We start from the raw sequence: 15,752 nt of genomic DNA on the forward strand, positions 1-15,752 counted from the left end.
TTTAGTCTGTTTGCCGAAATTTCGGTATGCAAATTTACAACTTAACTCACACAATTTTGAAGTTTCGCTTCAAAGAATTTAAAAATTTATCATGCTTAACATACACAATTTATCTGTTTCCTTTGGTGGAACCTTTCTTTTTGAAGAAGTAACATTTCGTTTAGGAGCGGGAGATCGCGTTGGACTAGTAGGAAAAAATGGCGCCGGGAAGTCAACAATGTTGAAAATTTTGGCAGGAGATTTTGCACCTGATTCTGGCGTAATTTCGCAAGAAAAGGAAGTTCGAATGGGTTTTTTAAGACAAGATATCGATTTTGAACAAGGTCGGACTGTTTTAGAAGAAGCATACGAAGCATTTGTAGACATCAAAATTGTAGAGAAGAAATTAGAAGAAATCAATCATCAGTTGGTCACTCGTACCGATTATGAAAGTGATGAATACAGCAAAATCATTGAAGATTTAGGTGATTACACACACAGATTTGAACTTTTAGGAGGTTATAATTACGTAGGAGACACGGAAAAAATTCTTTTAGGTTTAGGATTTAAAAGGGAGGTTTTTAATAACCAAACAGAAACGTTTTCGGGAGGTTGGAGAATGCGAATCGAATTAGCGAAATTACTTTTACAAAGTAACGACGTCTTGCTTCTGGATGAACCTACGAATCACTTGGATATTGAAAGTATCATTTGGTTGGAAAGTTTCCTTCGAAATTACCCTGGAGTTGTCGTAATTGTATCGCACGATAAGATGTTTTTGGACAATGTGACGAATCGTACAATTGAAATTTCACTTGGAAAAGCATACGATTTCAACAAGCCGTATTCTGAATATTTAGAACTGCGTCATGAAATTCGTGAAAAACAATTGGCAACTCAAAAAAATCAAGCCAAAAAAATTGAGGAGACGGAAAAGTTAATTGAGAAATTTAGAGCAAAAGCATCTAAAGCGTCAATGGCACAATCGTTAATCAAAAAGTTAGATAAAGTAGAACGAATTGAAGTCGATGAAGATGATAATTCGGTAATGAATATTTCGTTTCCTGTGTCAAAAGTTCCCGGACGTGTAGTGATTGAAGCGGAAGAAGTGACGAAAAGTTATGGTGATAAAACAATTCTGAAAGATATTTCATTATTGGTTGAACGAGGAAGTAAAATTGCTTTTGTAGGTCAAAATGGTCAAGGAAAATCTACTTTCATTAAGGCAATTGTAAATGAATTTGAATATCAAGGTGAAATTAAATTAGGGCACAATGTTCAAATTGGATATTTCGCACAAAATCAAGCCGAATATTTAGACGGAGAAATCACGCTTTTGCAAACCATGGAAGATGCTGCAACAGATACGAATCGTGCGAAAGTACGCGACATGTTGGGCTCGTTTTTGTTCAGAGGAGATGATGTAGAGAAAAAGGTAAAAGTACTTTCAGGAGGCGAAAGAAACCGTTTAGCGCTTTGTAAACTGCTTTTACAACCGATAAACGTCTTGGTAATGGATGAGCCGACGAATCACTTGGATATAAAATCTAAAAATGTTTTGAAAGCCGCTTTGCAAAAATACGAAGGAACTTTGTTGTTAGTTTCTCACGATAGAGATTTCCTACAAGGAATGTCAAATCTCGTGTACGAATTTAAAGACCAAAAAATTAAGGAATATTTAGGCGATATCAATTATTTCCTAGAACAAAGAAATCTTGAAAATATGCGTGAAGTCGAGAAAAAAGACATCGCGAAAAAAGAGAATGCAAAGGAAAGCAACAAATCTTCGTACGAAGACCAAAAGAAAAATAAATCGTTGCAGAATCGTTTGAGCAAAGTAGAAAGTCAAATTAAACAGTTGGAAAATGACATTCAAAAAGACGATAAAGCATTAGCGGCGAATTACGACAAACACATTGAAGACGCAAATTTCTTCATAGCATACAATAAAAAGAAGAAAGATTTAGACCAATTGTTAGCAGATTGGGAAGTAGTTCAAGGTGAAATTGACGCTTTGTAATTATTTAATCAATCCAATTCGCTTGGAATGTGAAATTGCTTCGTGACTGTCCCGGAAATAGCAAGTTTTAACACCCAAAGTACTTATGTTTTCTAAAGCACTTTGGGTTTTTGCTTTCTTATGTTTTCCCGTTTGTCGAATGTAAACGGCTAAAACGGTTTCAGGGAAAATTTTGCAAATTGTTTCATACAAATAAGGGTCTTCTTGAGAATCATCGCCTAAAAGAGTGTAAGTCAAATTGGGATAAAATTCCAATATGTGCTTTATTTTTTCAAATTTATGATTGTGGTCGCCTCTTCCTGTAATGAAAAAATCCATTAAACTCGTTTTAATATCTTTCAACAGTAGAACGGCTCGAGGTAAATTATTTAACTCCGTAAAATCAACAATGAAGCGATATAAGTTCCATTCACTACTTGAAACATAAAAAAAGGCGTTTTGCTCGTCCTTATTATTTCTTCCGGCCGTACTTAATGCTTGATAATGCGGAACAACTCCTTCGAACACTTTTCGCATATTCACATTTCTAAATAATAAAATGTAGAGTTTTTTGAACGGATTTCGAGTGTGCGAAACCAAAAATGTATCATCAATATCAGAAATGAATCCCAAATTTCCATCAAACGGCCGAACGTAAGTGTCTTTCGCTTCAATTTTTTCGCCTTCGTGCAAAATATGAACGTTATAATCAAGCCAACCGTATCCAAGAATTTCTTTTATCGGAATGCAGAATTTAAAATAACCGTCTTCTAAAGTTTTGGTATGAATAACGCGTCCATTTCGTTCTAAAAAAACATCGGCATTTGGTTTGGTTTTGGTTTGATACATCCGAATAATCGAACGCGCGTTTTTAAATTTTTTCTTTTGAAAGTCGTATTCCTCTTGCGTTGTTGGTTTAAAGACGTGCCCCATTACAATTAATTCCTGTTCATTGGCGTACCCTCGGTATAACTTTAAAATTGGCTTCATATTTGTTCGGTTCAACTTGTAAATTATTTCGCTTTTGGTAGTGTTATTTATTGATATTTTTAATCATCAAAACACAACGAACGATTTTATAAATTTACTACATTTGAGATTCTACAAATTATAATTTTTTGATTTAGTAACAAAACAAAATGACGAAAAAGAATATTTTAATGGTGGTCAATCCGATTTCGGGTGATGTCGATAAATCAACGTTCATTCAGGAAGCTAAATTTTATGCGGATGATTTAAATATTCGCTTCATTTTGTATGAAACTACAGGAAAGAATGATGAAGAACAAATCCGAAGTTTATGCGACTTACATCAGCCCGAACGCGTTTTAGTAGCCGGTGGTGACGGTACAATTAAGATGGTTGCAGAAGCGTTAGAAGAATGCGATATTATCATCGGAATTCTTCCGGCAGGTTCAGCAAACGGACTTTCCGTAGATTTAGATTTGCCTTCCGATTTAATGGAAAACATCAAAATCGCTTTTCACAACGCTCCCATGGAAATGGATATGATTCGGATTAACGGTCGAAAAAGTATGCATTTAAGTGATTTGGGATTGAATGCCGAATTAGTTAAAAACTACGAAAGTGGCACAACTCGCGGAAAGCTAGGTTACGCTTTGCAAACATTTTCGACTTTATCAGAAATGAAGGAACCTTTTTCTGCTAAAATTTTTGCAAATGATAAACAAGTTGAAGTTACTGCACGAATTATCATTATTGCTAATTCCCAAAAATACGGAACTGGTGTTACTATAAATCCAAACGGGAAAATGGACGATGGAAAGTTTGAACTTGTCATTATAAAAAATCTAGATTTATTTGTTTTTGGCCAAATTATCACAGGAAATATGCCTTTAGATTCCGAAGATGTTCTTATAATTTCGACGGATAAAGCGACAATTAAAACAGAAGTTCCGGTGCCTTTTCAAATTGATGGAGAATACATAGGTGAAGAGAAAGTAGTAGAAATTGATATTTTACACAAACAAATGAAAGTCGCGGTTCCCGTTAGTCTTCTCTAAAAGGATTTCTTTTTTGCCAATCAATTTTGGGTTGCAAAGAATTAAAAATCCGTGGCATTTGCCACTGTAAAAGAGGATTACTGTGTTTGATATAGCCAAACATCTTCTGCGGTTCGGCACCAACACTGCTTTTTATCTCTAAAGCCGTTCGGCCAAAGATAATTGTTTTAAATTTTTTCTTTATCGAATAACCAATCATATCGTAAAGCATGTTGAGATACAACATTTTCTCTCGTTGAATTTTATCATCATAACCAAGAAAATAAGTATCCATCGTCTCGCCGTTTTTAATCAACGTATTAAAACCGATTAATTCATCATTTAGAAAATAGCCATAAAATAGAAAATCATGGTTTAAATTCCGTTTAAGCGAACTAAAATGATTTTTCTGAAGTAAAAATGTGTTGAATGGAGCACTTTTCGCCACATGATAATACAACTCGTAAATATGTGCTTCCGAAGCTAAAATTTCTTCTAATTCTAATTTACGTTTTTCAACATCAACTGCTTTTTTGCGAGCACGCTTGTATTGGTCACGGTATTTTTTAGTCAAATCATTCACATAATCATCCATAGAATGCCAATTTTTATCAATATCTAAAACCATATTGGGCTGAATCTGAAATTGAAAAAAACGTGAGAAACCAACTTCTTCAAAAAGTGGAATTTCTTTTTCTGTGAAATCTTTAAAAGTAGTAAGATGTATTTTTTTTCTTTCTCCTTTTAATTGCTTTTCCAACTGTTGACTTACTTTTTTCAATTCATTTATAGCATCAATTGGAGAAATAGAAAGTGAGAATGAAAATGCATTTTGTCCGGTCAACATATTATTTCCAATGAAAAGCACTTGACTAGAAAAATTTTTAAAAGCGAAATTTCTCGTAAAAGTCTTTAAACATTGGTCTCGATCACCAAAAGATTCCATTTGATTGCCATCCAAAAATTGAGCGATAGCAATGCCAACTAGTTCCTCCTTTTCAAAGATTGAAATAAAGAAACATTGCATATTTTTAGGTGCCGATTCTTCGAGTACTTTTAAATAATTGGTTGAAAGAAAAATATTTTTACAAGCTAAATCGTCCCAATTTGCAGGAAGATTTTTGACTTTGTCAACTATAGTATGGTGAAATTTGTTTTTCAAATCGATTTTAAGTGAAGCAAAAGTAATTGTTTTTACAAGAGTGGTAAAATTCCACGTCAAAGTTTAAGATTATAATTACTAATGTTTACGTAAATTAGCATTCAATTGTTTTAAAAATGATACAAAATGGAAAAATTAAGCACGGATAAAATTCAAAAGGAATTAAAGACAAATTTGACGTCGTGGAAATTAATAGACAATCAGTTGGTTCGTGAATTTAAATTTAAAGATTTCATTGAAGCTTTTGGTTTTATGACGCAAGTGGCATTGTTAGCGCAACAAGCAAATCACCATCCGGAATGGTCTAATGTTTATAACAAAGTAAAAATTTGTTTGACGACTCACGATGCGGACGGAATTACACAAAAAGATATTGATTTGGCTTTAGCAATAGAAAAATTGGAGAAATAAAAACAATTTTGAAATTTATATTAGCCTTTTAGAGCGCTATTTTCTAGTGTATTATACTGATAATTTTATATTAAAACACTGATTTAAAATATTTTTAATTAAAAACACTTGTTTAATACGATATTGGTTGTATATTTGCACCCGAAACAAACAGGAAAAATATCTCAATTGTTTCCACAAATTGAAATTTTGAGAAATACGATATATCGCGGGATAGAGCAGTAGGTAGCTCGTCGGGCTCATAACCCGAAGGTCATTGGTTCGAGTCCAATTCCCGCTACTAGAAAAACCATTAACGAAAGTTAGTGGTTTTTTTGTTTTAAGGAAGTGCTGTTTGATAGGAAATGATGGTTTTAGTACGTCTATTCGGTTGATATGATTACCTTTGCAACATAAATAAAATTTTTAGATGTCACATAAAGCAGGTTTTGTAAATATAATTGGAAATCCCAACGTGGGAAAATCAACTTTAATGAACGCATTCGTGGGTGAACGCTTGTCGATTATCACTTCGAAAGCACAAACCACGCGTCACCGTATTTTGGGGATTGTGAATGGTGATGATTTTCAAGTGATTTTGTCGGATACACCAGGAATTATCAAACCAGCTTATGAAATGCAGGAATCGATGATGAATTTCGTGAAATCGGCGTTTGAAGATGCTGATATCTTGATTTACATGGTCGAAATTGGCGAACAAGATTTAAAAGACGAAGCGTTTTTCAATAAAATTATTCACGCTAAAATTCCAATTTTACTGTTGTTGAATAAAATTGACACTTCAGACCAAGTGCAATTAGAAGAGCAAGTCGCGTATTGGACGGCAAAAGTTCCTAATGCAGAAATTTTCCCTATTTCAGCGTTGCAAAATTTCAATGTAAAGGAAGTTTTCAACCGAATTCTAGATTTATTACCTGCTTCGCCACCATATTATCCAAAAGACCAATTGACGGATAAGCCGGAACGTTTCTTTGTAAATGAAACCATTCGTGAGAAAATTTTACTTCATTATAAGAAGGAAATTCCTTATTCTGTTGAAATTGAAACAGAAGAATTTTTCGAAGATGAAAATATTATTAGAATTCGTGCACTAATTATGGTCGAACGTGATACGCAAAAAGGAATCATCATCGGACATAAAGGAGAAGCGTTGAAAAGAGTAGGAGTAGAAGCTCGTGCTGATTTAGAGAAGTTTTTTGGAAAACAAATTCACATAGAAATGTATGTGAAAGTCAATAAAAATTGGCGAAGCAATACCAATATGTTGAAACGATTTGGTTACAACCAAAATTAAATAACAAGAAACGATGTCAAATGGCATCGTTTTTTTTGTTTACAATTTCACGATTCGATGAAGTAATTCCTCTAAATTACGCATTTGTGGTTGACATTTCTTTCGGTTTATTCTTGCTTGAAAATACAAAGCAAACCAAAACACGACCATCAATCCCATAATTATAAAATCTAAATTCGTCGATTGTTTCAAAGCCCAATGCGAATAAGCCATCATTGAAAATGTTAGAAAAATTCCTGCAATTATAAAATGTAAGAACATAAAAAACGTCCAAACGGTTTGGTCGGGTCCATATAATCCTCTGACATTTGTTGATTTATCTTCGTTTTGGGTTAATTCTACGTGCAAATGGGGCGAATAGTATTTTCGTTTGGAACGCGTTATAAAGAAAAATAGATGGTGGTCAGAAATCTTGATAATATAATCTTCTTTTGCTTCGTGCTTAATTATAGCAGCTTTATCAAGTATTTCTTTCAATGCTTCCGGCACATCTTTGCTAAACTTTGGCCGTAAGGCTATCGTATCCTCTATTTCCATACTTGTAATTTGCGTTAACATTTAATCGACGAAAATATCTAAAATTTATTAAAACACAACATTTAAAAGGGATTTTTACGTGTTTCAGATATTCGAAAGTTAATTGACCTTTGAAAACAAAATATCAATCAAGACTTATTCAAACTTAATCTCTTACTGATTAAAAAATCGAACGTTAAAAATTTTGAAAGCTTGTATTTAGCTGATAAAACGCCTTTAAAGTGAAAATACTTACAAAATCGGTTCTGTTTTAGCCCAAAAAAAGCGTACTTTTGCAAACTGAAATAAATGTTATGAACAATATTGTTGCCATAGTTGGACGTCCAAATGTTGGAAAATCAACTCTTTTTAATAGATTGATTAAGAGAAGAGAAGCGATTGTAGATTCGGTTTCCGGAGTTACTCGTGACCGTAATTACGGTAAAAGTGAATGGAACGGACAAGAGTTTTCTGTGATTGACACAGGTGGTTACATCAAAGGATCAGACGATATTTTTGAAAGTGAAATCCGCAAACAAGTGGAATTAGCGATTGACGAAGCAGATGTGATCATCTTTGTAGTTGACGTTGAGGAAGGAATTACGCCAATGGATGATACGGTTGCAAAATTGCTTCGTAAAGTAACCAAGCCGGTTTTACTAGCGGTAAATAAGGTCGATAATGCGATGCGTGAAAAAGACGCTGTCGAATTTTACAACCTTGGATTAGGTGATTATTACACGTTTGCAAGTATTTCAGGAAGTGGAACAGGCGATTTGATGGATGCTTTAGTAAATGCATTTCCGGAAAGACAAGAACCTGTTGAAGAAGTTGAATTACCAAGATTTGCTGTAGTGGGACGACCAAATGCAGGAAAATCTAGTTTTATAAATGCATTAATTGGTCAAGACCGATTTATGGTTACGGATATTGCGGGAACAACGCGTGATTCTATTGATACGAAATTTGACCGTTTTGGATTTGAATTTAACTTGGTAGATACGGCGGGAATTCGTCGTAAAGCAAAAGTAAAGGAAGATTTAGAGTTTTATTCGGTAATGCGCTCGGTTCGTGCAATTGAATATGCAGATGTTTGTATTTTGATAATTGACGCGACTCGTGGTTTCGAAGGTCAAGACCAATCTATTTTTTGGTTGGCTGAAAAAAACCGAAAAGGAGTAGTGATCTTGGTAAACAAATGGGATTTAGTGGAGAAAGAAACGATGACGACTCGTGATTATGAGGAGAAAATTCGCAAGGAATTGATGCCATTTACGGATGTGCCAATTTTATTCGTTTCAGCATTGACGAAACAACGTTTGTTGAAAGCATTGGAAGCGACGGTTCAAGTTTATGAAAATAAAAAGCAACGAATTCCGACTTCAAAATTCAACGATTATATGTTGAAAGTAATTGAAAGTTATCCTCCACCAGCTTTGAAAGGAAAGTATGTGAAAATTAAATATTGCATGCAATTGCCAACACCAACGCCACAGTTTGTGTTTTTTGCCAATTTACCGCAATACGTAAAAGACCCTTACAAACGATTTTTAGAAAATAAAATCCGTGAGAAATGGGATTTTTCAGGAGTTCCTATAGATGTATACATAAGAGAAAAATAGTAGAAAGCCAGAGCGAAAGTTCTGGCTTTTTTTATAACAATTTTTTTTCAGCTTTATCAGAAATGTACGAAAAAACTTATTTTTCATTTTATTTTGTAACAAAAGAATTTATTGGAGACTAATTGCTTTAATTCGGTGTTCTATAGAAGCATCGTATTCCATTCAAAACAATTAGTTTATGTCCAAAATTTATTCACTTTCGTTATTTTTCTTATTGTTGACTTCTGCTGTATTTTCGCAAAATACTGTTACCATAAAAGGTAAACTTATTGAAGATGCTTCTAAACTTCCACTTCAATCTGCCACAATCTATATTACTTCGGTTAGGGATTCAACGATCGTTGACTATACAATTTCGGATAAAAACGGAAATTTCTCACTTTCTACAAAAAAAATTACGGAACCTGTTTATGTAAAAGTTTCTTTCATTGGTTTTCAAGAATTTGCTCAAAAACTAGAATCTTTAGTTGCGTCAAAAGACTTTGGAGTAATCAACATGCTCGATCAAGCAAACGATTTAAATGAAGTAGTTGTGAAAGGTCAAGCGCCACCGGTTCGCATCAAGCAAGACACTTTAGAGTTTAATGCTTCGTCGTTTAAAGTTCGGCCCGACAGTAATGTAGAAGCGTTACTGAAACAATTGCCTGGCGTTGCGATTGACGTGAATGGAAAAATCACTGTGAATGGAAAGGAAGTGAATAATATTCTAGTCAATGGAAAACCATTTTTTGGCAAAGACGGAAAAGTGGCGACTAAAAATTTGCCATCAGAAATCATTGATAAAGTGCAAATTTCTGATACTAAAACAAAAGAGGAAGAACTTTCGGGTGTTGCTGCAAGTTCACAGGAAAAAACGATAAATCTTACGATTCAAGAAGATAAGAATAAAGGATTGTTTGGGAAATTCAGTGGCGGAATAGGTTCTGACGATCGCTACGAAGCAAGTGGGTTGATTAATTATTTTAAAAACGATCAGAAAATCAGTTTTTTAGGTTCAGGAAATAATATTAATTCGGTAGGGTTTTCAATGGATGAAGTTTTTGATGCGATGGGTGGTGGTCGAAATTCATATTACAATAGTGACGGCAGTTTTGGTGTGGATGGAATGAGTTTTGGTGGTGGTTCAGGAATTACAGAATCAAGTATGATCGGAATTAACTTTGCGGATAAATGGATTAAAAAAATCGAAGCAGGCGGAAGCTACTTTTTTACGCATTCACTCAATAACAACCAAAATAGAAGTCGGGTGGAACGATTTTTACCAGGAACGGATACAGCTGAAAATCGGTCTTTTATTACAGAATCCAATTCAAAAACGCGTAGAATTAGCGACAGTCATAATTTAAGTTTAGATTTTGAATATAAAATTGACTCACTCACTACACTTTCTATTCGTCCGAAATTCACTAAAAACGACGCACATTCTAACAGTACTTCTGATAGAAAATCTTTGAATGATTTAGGACTGGTGAACGAAAGTAGTAGTTTTGACGATAATCTAAATTCAAATTTAAACATTTCAAACAACCTGTACTTAAACAGACGTTTCAAGAAAAAAGGAAGGAATTTTGGATTCTCATTTAATAATTCACACAAAAGAAATGAAGGAGATGACAAAACGCAATCGGCTACAAACTACTTTCAAGATCCAAATTTAGCATCAGATTTACGAAGTCAGAACTTGTTGAATACGAATGATGAGGATAATTATTACGCTCGAATTGGCTACACAGAACCCATAAACGATTCGTTGACGGTCACTTTTAGAACTTCTTATAATTGCAATCAAAAAATCGATAACAGGAATACGTTTAACTTTGATGTAAATTCTGACGACTATACGTTGAGAAATGATTTGCTTTCGTATGATTTAACTTCGAAAACAACAAAGTTGAATCCTACTATTTCACTTAACTTAAGAAAGAAAAAATTAAGAGGAGGTCTTGAATTGGGTACGCAAATTATCAAATTAGATAATGTTTCCAATTATTTGAATTCGGAAGGAATTATAAACCGCGACTATATTTTTCCGTCTGCGAATGGCTATATAAATTACACATTGAGTAAGTCAAAATCTATTTATGGCTACTATAATTATAATGTGGATGTTCCTTCTGCAAACCGATTGATGCCTATCATTGATTTGTCAAACCCACTTTCAATTGTGACTGGAAATGCAGCTTTAGAGCCCGAAAAAAAGCATAATTTGTATTTTAATTTCAACAACTATGATTACGCTACAAAAAGTGGGATGTATATTTATCTAGGTGGAAATTATAACGAAAATCAAATCGTTTATTCAACTGTTTATGATCCAATTGATTTAATTAGTCGTACTACTTTTGAAAATTTAAACAATTCGATTTCCGGATATGCAGGAATTAGTTATGATAAGAATATTAAAGTAGGAGAAAATAATTATAAAGTAGGAGTAGAACTTGATGGTGATTATAGTTACGACAAAGGTCTTACAAATAACAAATTGTATGTTTCGAAAGGATATGAAATTCGTCCCAGACTAAATCTTACTTGGGAATATGGGGAGCTTTTGACACTAAATCCATCGTATCAATACCAATACAATTACACGAAATTTTCTAATTATGTAATTGATAATTCGTCTAATTTTCGTCATGTAGTAAAATTAGAAGCCACGACAAGATGGCCTAAAAATGTAGTTTTTGGAAATGATTTTGGATACACGTACAATTCAAGTATTTCAGACGGATTCCAGAAGGATTTCTATTTATGGAATTCGAGTTTGGGATATAATTTTTTTGGTGAAAAATTATTAGCCAAAGTGAAGGTCTATGACTTGTTAAATCAGAATGTGAACGCTACTCGAACAATTACGCCAACGTCCATTCAGGATGTTGAAAACACGGTTTTGAAGCGTTATGTAATGTTTTCACTAACGTATAAAATTGAAAAATTTGCAGGAAAGAAGAAAAAAGCTTGGGAAGATTAAACATTAAGAATAAAAAAAGGAGCTAAATGCTCCTTTTTTTTTATTCATAAAACGGTTTAAAATAGTCTTGTATCTCTTGATCAAACCCAGGATTCCTCAAAAGATTTAAAGTTGATTCTTTTATCAAAATAAAATCGTCGGTGTGAAATTGATCTTTAAAATTAGTGTGGATAAATGCAAATACACTTTGTAAAACCACATCAATTTCTTCATTCGCAATACCTTTGTTTTGAACGTGTCGACTTCGAATTAAGTACGACCCAATATGAGTTGCCACTTCGATGACCTTTTCATGAGAAAGCTGCTCTTTAGCAATTAACTTTCCAATGAAATGATCCATTTGCTGATCAATTAATTGTTGTATAGTCATTGTTTAAATTACTTAAATTACCAGCTTCCGCCTGAACCTCCACCGGAGAATCCACCTCCACCAAATCCACCGCCGAATCCGCCACCGCCGCCGCCGGAAAATCCACCTCCGCCTGAGCCACCGCCAAAACCGCCGCCGCGACCTAAACTGCTTAGTAGAATCATAGTGGCCAAATCAAATCCGCCGCCACCGCCGTTATTATTTCCAGAGTTGCCGCCGCCTTTCTTTTTAGCAATTAAAAAAACAATAACGATAAAAATTAAAATAAAGATAACCGGAATTGGACTTCCATCACTTTTATTTCCTTTTCTCTCGCCTTTGTATTTGCCTCTTAAAACATCGAAAATAGCGTCGGTTCCTTTGTCAAGACCGTTATAATAACTTCCTGCTTTAAATTCAGGCAAGATATAGTTTCTCGTAATTTCCCCACCTATTCCGGCAGTTAATCGATCTTCGATACCATAACCTGCGGAAATCCAAATTTTTCGTTCCGCTTTAGCTAAAAGTATAATTACACCATTATCATTTTCTTGAGTTCCACCAATTCCCCAAGTTTGACCCCATCTTGGCGTTAAAATTCCGATGTCTTCTCCTTTTAAACTTTCTATGGTAATGACTACAATTTGAGTAGTGGTGCTGTCCGAATATTTAATTAGCTTTTCTTCTAAAGCTGATTTTTCAGAAGCACTTAAGACATTCGCGTAATCGTAAACACTCGTTTGAAATTTTGGAATTTTGGGAATTGTAAATTGTGCAAAGCTGATTTGTGTAAAAAAAATACAAACGATCAGTTGCAAGAACACAAGGTAATTTTGTTTTTTAAAAATCATTATCCTTTCGATATTTCATTAGATAATTCGTTTTCATCATCGTCTTTATGAGGAAAATAACTTTTCAACCGTTCACCTGCTTTCAAAATTCCGTCGATTAAACCTTGTTTAAAGTTTCCTTTTTTAAATTGAGTAAGCATTAAATCCTTTGTTGAGTCCCAAAAATCGTCTTCAACAACGTCATTAATTCCTTCATCACCACAAATCACAAACGATTTGTCGGCTACAGCAAGATAAATCAAGACGCCATTTTTGAGTTTGGTCTCGTCCATTTTCAGTAAATTGAAAACTTCCAAAGCGCGATCAAACGCGTCAATGGAAGTTGTTTTTTCAATGTGAACTCTAATTTCGCCAGAAGTATCTTTTTCAGCAATTTGAATCGCTTGCACAATTTCTTGCTCTTCTTCTTTGGTTAAAAAATCTTCAACTTTTGACATTTGTTGTTTTTTTAGAATTTTACTTCAACTGGTTTTTCAGCACCTTCAACGGCTGCAAAGTAAGCTTTTTCATGGAAGCCAAACATACCTGCAAATATAGAATTCGGGAATGTGTTCACGTGCTTGTTATAAGGTTTTACCGCTTCATTAAAACGTGTTCTAGCTGTTAAAATCTGATTTTCAGTACTGGCCAATTCATCTTGCAATTTCAAAAAGTTGGCATTTGCTTTAAGGTCAGGATATCGCTCAACAGTAACCAATAATCTTGATAATGCAGATGAAACGCCGCTTTGTGCTTTGCTAAACTCTGCTAATTGATCTGGTGTAATGTTCGTTGGGTCAATAGTTGTAGCGGTCGCTTTTGAACGAGCTTCAATTACTGCCGTCAATGTTCCTTTTTCAAAATCAGCAGCACCTTTGACAGTGTTTACTAAATTTCCAATCAAATCATTTCTTCTTTGGTAGGAAGTTTCAACATTTCCCCACGATTCTCTGATGTTTTCATTTAAAGAAACAGCCGTGTTGTTAATTCCCTTAATCCAGAAGTATCCAATTAATACTACCGCTGCTACGATAATCCAAGGCAAAAATTTTCTCATAAGTTCTCTTTTTTAATTTTTATTGATTGTTTTAATGGTTGCTTTATAATTCACTTTTAATCTGATTCAATTGTGCTTTTATTCCTTTCAATTTATTGATAATATCAAAAGTATCTAACGTTTTTTGTTGGCCCGCCTTCATATGGGTTTTTGCACCCTCTAAAGTAAAACCTCGTTCTTTAACCAAATGATAAATCAACTGCAAGTTTTTTACATCTTCAGGCGTAAACATGCGATTGCCTTTTGCATTTTTCTTTGGCTTTAAAATATCAAATTCTTTATCCCAAAAACGAATCAAAGAAGCATTAACATTAAATGCCTTCGCTAATTCGCCCATGCTGTAATATCTTTTATCAGGATCTAATTCGATATGCATATATTTTTTTTTATAAACTTTTCAATAACAATAATAATTTCAATGTGAAGTTTTAGTCTTATACCTTAAACCTTAATCCAAAGACTGATTCTCCTGATTTGCTAATTTTGAAATAACGGCAAATTCTGCAGCCGAAATATTTCCGTAATAATAATTTAAAGGATTTACGACCTCGCCATTTTTGTGCACTTCATAATGCAAATGTGGCGCTTCACTTCTTCCTGTACTTCCTACAAAGCCAATGACATCACCGCGGTTCACTTTTTGACCTTTTTTAACTTTGTATTTACTCAAATGGCCATACAACGTTTCGTAACCAAAACCGTGCCTTATTACGATGTGATTTCCATATCCCGAAGCCGTATTGTCAGCTCTGTCTACTGTTCCGTCACCTGTCGCGTAAATTGGAGTTCCTGACTTAGCAGAAAAATCCATTCCGGCGTGAAACTTTCGCACCTTCGTAAAAGGATCACTTCTGTATCCAAATCCCGAAGCCATCTGCTTCAGATTTTCGTTCTTTACCGGTTGAATGGCAGGAATTGCAGCTAAAAGTTTTTCTTTTTCCTTCGCCAATTTTACGATTTCATCTAAAGACCGCGACTGAATTGCTGCTTGCTTTGATAAAATATCGACTCGTTTGGCCGTATTTATAACCAATTCTGAATTATTGTATCCTTCTAAATCTTTATACCTGTTTATTCCCCCAAAACCCGCTTTTCTTTGTTCATCCGGAATCTCTGAAGTGTTAAAATAAGTACGATACAAATTGTTATCTCGTTCTTCAATATGCTCTAAAACACCGTCAATTTCATCCATCTTATTATTTAAAATAGCATAACGAATTTTTAAATTTTCAATTTCCCTTGCCTGTAATCGGTCCTTTGGAGTTTCAAAGAAAGGTGTGTTTAATAAAATGATAAAACTCAGAATCCCAAAAATACCAGCAGAAAGAATGAACAAAGCGATGTAACCAAAACGTTTACGCTTCTTAGTCACAATTTTTCTGTAAGCTAAATTTTCAGAATCGTAATAGTATTTTACCTTCTTCATGTTTTAAAAAATGCTATTTTTGCACCTTGGTAAAAAGGGTTGTCTGAACAAATTTAATAAATGTTTTCGGATAATAGTTTTTTGGAGCGAAACATTTGGCATTTTTATTCCCCTTTTACCCGCTATACACTTCAAT

General features: G+C 34.1%; 15 protein-coding genes and 1 tRNA gene. 7 read left to right on the plus strand and 9 right to left on the minus strand.

Annotated features, from left to right (window positions below):
• The first annotated feature begins 91 nt into the window (after positions 1-91).
• Complete coding sequence (locus tag YWA_RS0101865; RefSeq protein ID WP_022826798.1) at positions 92-1,999, plus strand: ABC-F family ATP-binding cassette domain-containing protein; 1,908 nt, start codon at positions 92-94, stop codon at positions 1,997-1,999.
• Here YWA_RS0101865 and YWA_RS0101870 read toward each other — a convergent pair whose 3' ends face one another.
• Positions 2,000-2,968, minus strand: coding sequence for an App1 family protein (locus YWA_RS0101870; protein WP_022826799.1), 969 nt, complete (start codon positions 2,966-2,968; stop codon positions 2,000-2,002).
• A 149-nt stretch (positions 2,969-3,117) separates the two neighbouring features.
• Here YWA_RS0101870 and YWA_RS0101875 point away from each other — a divergent pair, with 149 nt between their 5' ends.
• Entirely contained in the window at positions 3,118-4,002 is an 885-nt protein-coding gene (locus YWA_RS0101875) for a diacylglycerol/lipid kinase family protein (protein ID WP_022826800.1), read from the plus strand.
• Here the strand turns inward: YWA_RS0101875 and YWA_RS0101880 are convergent.
• Positions 3,989-5,203 (minus strand): GNAT family N-acetyltransferase, encoded by a 1,215-nt coding sequence (locus YWA_RS0101880; RefSeq protein WP_022826801.1) that lies wholly within the window; start codon positions 5,201-5,203, stop codon positions 3,989-3,991. The two genes, YWA_RS0101875 and YWA_RS0101880, sit on opposite strands and share 14 nt — an antisense overlap.
• Before the next feature lie 66 nt (positions 5,204-5,269).
• Here YWA_RS0101880 and YWA_RS0101885 point away from each other — a divergent pair, with 66 nt between their 5' ends.
• The 3 genes from YWA_RS0101885 (at position 5,270) to era (ending at position 6,848) form a co-directional block, all read left to right on the plus strand.
• Positions 5,270-5,554 carry a 4a-hydroxytetrahydrobiopterin dehydratase gene (locus tag YWA_RS0101885; RefSeq protein ID WP_022826802.1) on the plus strand — a complete coding sequence of 95 codons (285 nt, stop codon included), beginning with the start codon at positions 5,270-5,272 and terminating at the stop codon, positions 5,552-5,554.
• A 207-nt stretch (positions 5,555-5,761) separates the two neighbouring features.
• Positions 5,762-5,834: transfer RNA gene (locus YWA_RS0101890), tRNA-Met, on the plus strand.
• Between the two features lie 129 nt (positions 5,835-5,963).
• Positions 5,964-6,848: a GTPase Era gene (era, locus tag YWA_RS0101895; protein ID WP_022826803.1), complete on the plus strand. Its 885-nt coding sequence runs from the start codon at positions 5,964-5,966 to the stop codon at positions 6,846-6,848.
• A gap of 39 nt (positions 6,849-6,887) precedes the next feature.
• On the opposite strand, the gene YWA_RS0101900 is transcribed toward era, so the two are convergent.
• Positions 6,888-7,385, minus strand: a complete 498-nt coding sequence (locus tag YWA_RS0101900) for a hypothetical protein (RefSeq protein WP_026718511.1) — start codon at positions 7,383-7,385, stop codon at positions 6,888-6,890.
• Between the two features lie 293 nt (positions 7,386-7,678).
• On the opposite strand from YWA_RS0101900, the gene der reads away from it, so the two are divergent.
• Positions 7,679-8,986: a ribosome biogenesis GTPase Der gene (gene der / locus YWA_RS0101905; protein WP_022826805.1), complete on the plus strand. Its 1,308-nt coding sequence runs from the start codon at positions 7,679-7,681 to the stop codon at positions 8,984-8,986.
• A 178-nt stretch (positions 8,987-9,164) separates the two neighbouring features.
• Complete coding sequence (locus YWA_RS0101910; RefSeq protein ID WP_022826806.1) at positions 9,165-11,954, plus strand: outer membrane beta-barrel protein; 2,790 nt, start codon at positions 9,165-9,167, stop codon at positions 11,952-11,954.
• A gap of 40 nt (positions 11,955-11,994) precedes the next feature.
• Here YWA_RS0101910 and YWA_RS0101915 read toward each other — a convergent pair whose 3' ends face one another.
• The 6 genes from YWA_RS0101915 to YWA_RS0101940 all read right to left on the minus strand — a co-directional run bounded on the left by YWA_RS0101915 (position 11,995) and on the right by YWA_RS0101940 (position 15,616).
• Positions 11,995-12,324, minus strand: a complete 330-nt coding sequence (locus YWA_RS0101915) for a hypothetical protein (protein ID WP_022826807.1) — start codon at positions 12,322-12,324, stop codon at positions 11,995-11,997.
• Between the two features lie 17 nt (positions 12,325-12,341).
• On the minus strand, positions 12,342-13,154 hold the full coding sequence (locus YWA_RS0101920) for a TPM domain-containing protein (RefSeq protein ID WP_022826808.1): 813 nt from the start codon (positions 13,152-13,154) through the stop codon (positions 12,342-12,344).
• Positions 13,154-13,591 (minus strand): TPM domain-containing protein, encoded by a 438-nt coding sequence (locus tag YWA_RS0101925; RefSeq protein ID WP_022826809.1) that lies wholly within the window; start codon positions 13,589-13,591, stop codon positions 13,154-13,156. The genes YWA_RS0101920 and YWA_RS0101925 overlap by 1 nt, the downstream gene beginning before the upstream one ends.
• An 11-nt stretch (positions 13,592-13,602) precedes the next feature.
• Positions 13,603-14,190, minus strand: coding sequence for a LemA family protein (locus tag YWA_RS0101930; RefSeq protein ID WP_022826810.1), 588 nt, complete (start codon positions 14,188-14,190; stop codon positions 13,603-13,605).
• 43 nt (positions 14,191-14,233) lie between these two features.
• Positions 14,234-14,566 (minus strand): MerR family transcriptional regulator, encoded by a 333-nt coding sequence (locus tag YWA_RS0101935; protein ID WP_022826811.1) that lies wholly within the window; start codon positions 14,564-14,566, stop codon positions 14,234-14,236.
• A 72-nt stretch (positions 14,567-14,638) separates the two neighbouring features.
• Positions 14,639-15,616 (minus strand): M23 family metallopeptidase, encoded by a 978-nt coding sequence (locus YWA_RS0101940; RefSeq protein WP_022826812.1) that lies wholly within the window; start codon positions 15,614-15,616, stop codon positions 14,639-14,641.
• Positions 15,617-15,752 lie beyond the last annotated feature (136 nt).

The sequence above is a fragment of the Flavobacterium antarcticum DSM 19726 genome (genome assembly GCF_000419685.1).
GTDB classification, from domain to species: domain Bacteria; phylum Bacteroidota; class Bacteroidia; order Flavobacteriales; family Flavobacteriaceae; genus Flavobacterium; species Flavobacterium antarcticum.

What these genes read in the sequence shown, in the direction of transcription:
- YWA_RS0101875 (WP_022826800.1), top strand. Translation starts at nt 3,118, where the DNA reads ATGACGAAAAAGAATATTTTAATGGTGGTCAATCCGATTTCGGGTGAT.
- YWA_RS0101940 (WP_022826812.1), bottom strand. Translation starts at nt 15,616, where the DNA reads ATGAAGAAGGTAAAATACTATTACGATTCTGAAAATTTAGCTTACAGA.
- YWA_RS0101930 (WP_022826810.1), bottom strand. Translation starts at nt 14,190, where the DNA reads ATGAGAAAATTTTTGCCTTGGATTATCGTAGCAGCGGTAGTATTAATT.
- YWA_RS0101885 (WP_022826802.1), top strand. Translation starts at nt 5,270, where the DNA reads ATGGAAAAATTAAGCACGGATAAAATTCAAAAGGAATTAAAGACAAAT.
- YWA_RS0101925 (WP_022826809.1), bottom strand. Translation starts at nt 13,591, where the DNA reads ATGTCAAAAGTTGAAGATTTTTTAACCAAAGAAGAAGAGCAAGAAATT.
- YWA_RS0101870 (WP_022826799.1), bottom strand. Translation starts at nt 2,968, where the DNA reads ATGAAGCCAATTTTAAAGTTATACCGAGGGTACGCCAATGAACAGGAA.
- YWA_RS0101910 (WP_022826806.1), top strand. Translation starts at nt 9,165, where the DNA reads ATGTCCAAAATTTATTCACTTTCGTTATTTTTCTTATTGTTGACTTCT.
- YWA_RS0101915 (WP_022826807.1), bottom strand. Translation starts at nt 12,324, where the DNA reads ATGACTATACAACAATTAATTGATCAGCAAATGGATCATTTCATTGGA.
- YWA_RS0101865 (WP_022826798.1), top strand. Translation starts at nt 92, where the DNA reads ATGCTTAACATACACAATTTATCTGTTTCCTTTGGTGGAACCTTTCTT.
- YWA_RS0101900 (WP_026718511.1), bottom strand. Translation starts at nt 7,385, where the DNA reads ATGGAAATAGAGGATACGATAGCCTTACGGCCAAAGTTTAGCAAAGAT.
- YWA_RS0101935 (WP_022826811.1), bottom strand. Translation starts at nt 14,566, where the DNA reads ATGCATATCGAATTAGATCCTGATAAAAGATATTACAGCATGGGCGAA.
- YWA_RS0101920 (WP_022826808.1), bottom strand. Translation starts at nt 13,154, where the DNA reads ATGATTTTTAAAAAACAAAATTACCTTGTGTTCTTGCAACTGATCGTT.
- der (WP_022826805.1), top strand. Translation starts at nt 7,679, where the DNA reads ATGAACAATATTGTTGCCATAGTTGGACGTCCAAATGTTGGAAAATCA.
- era (WP_022826803.1), top strand. Translation starts at nt 5,964, where the DNA reads ATGTCACATAAAGCAGGTTTTGTAAATATAATTGGAAATCCCAACGTG.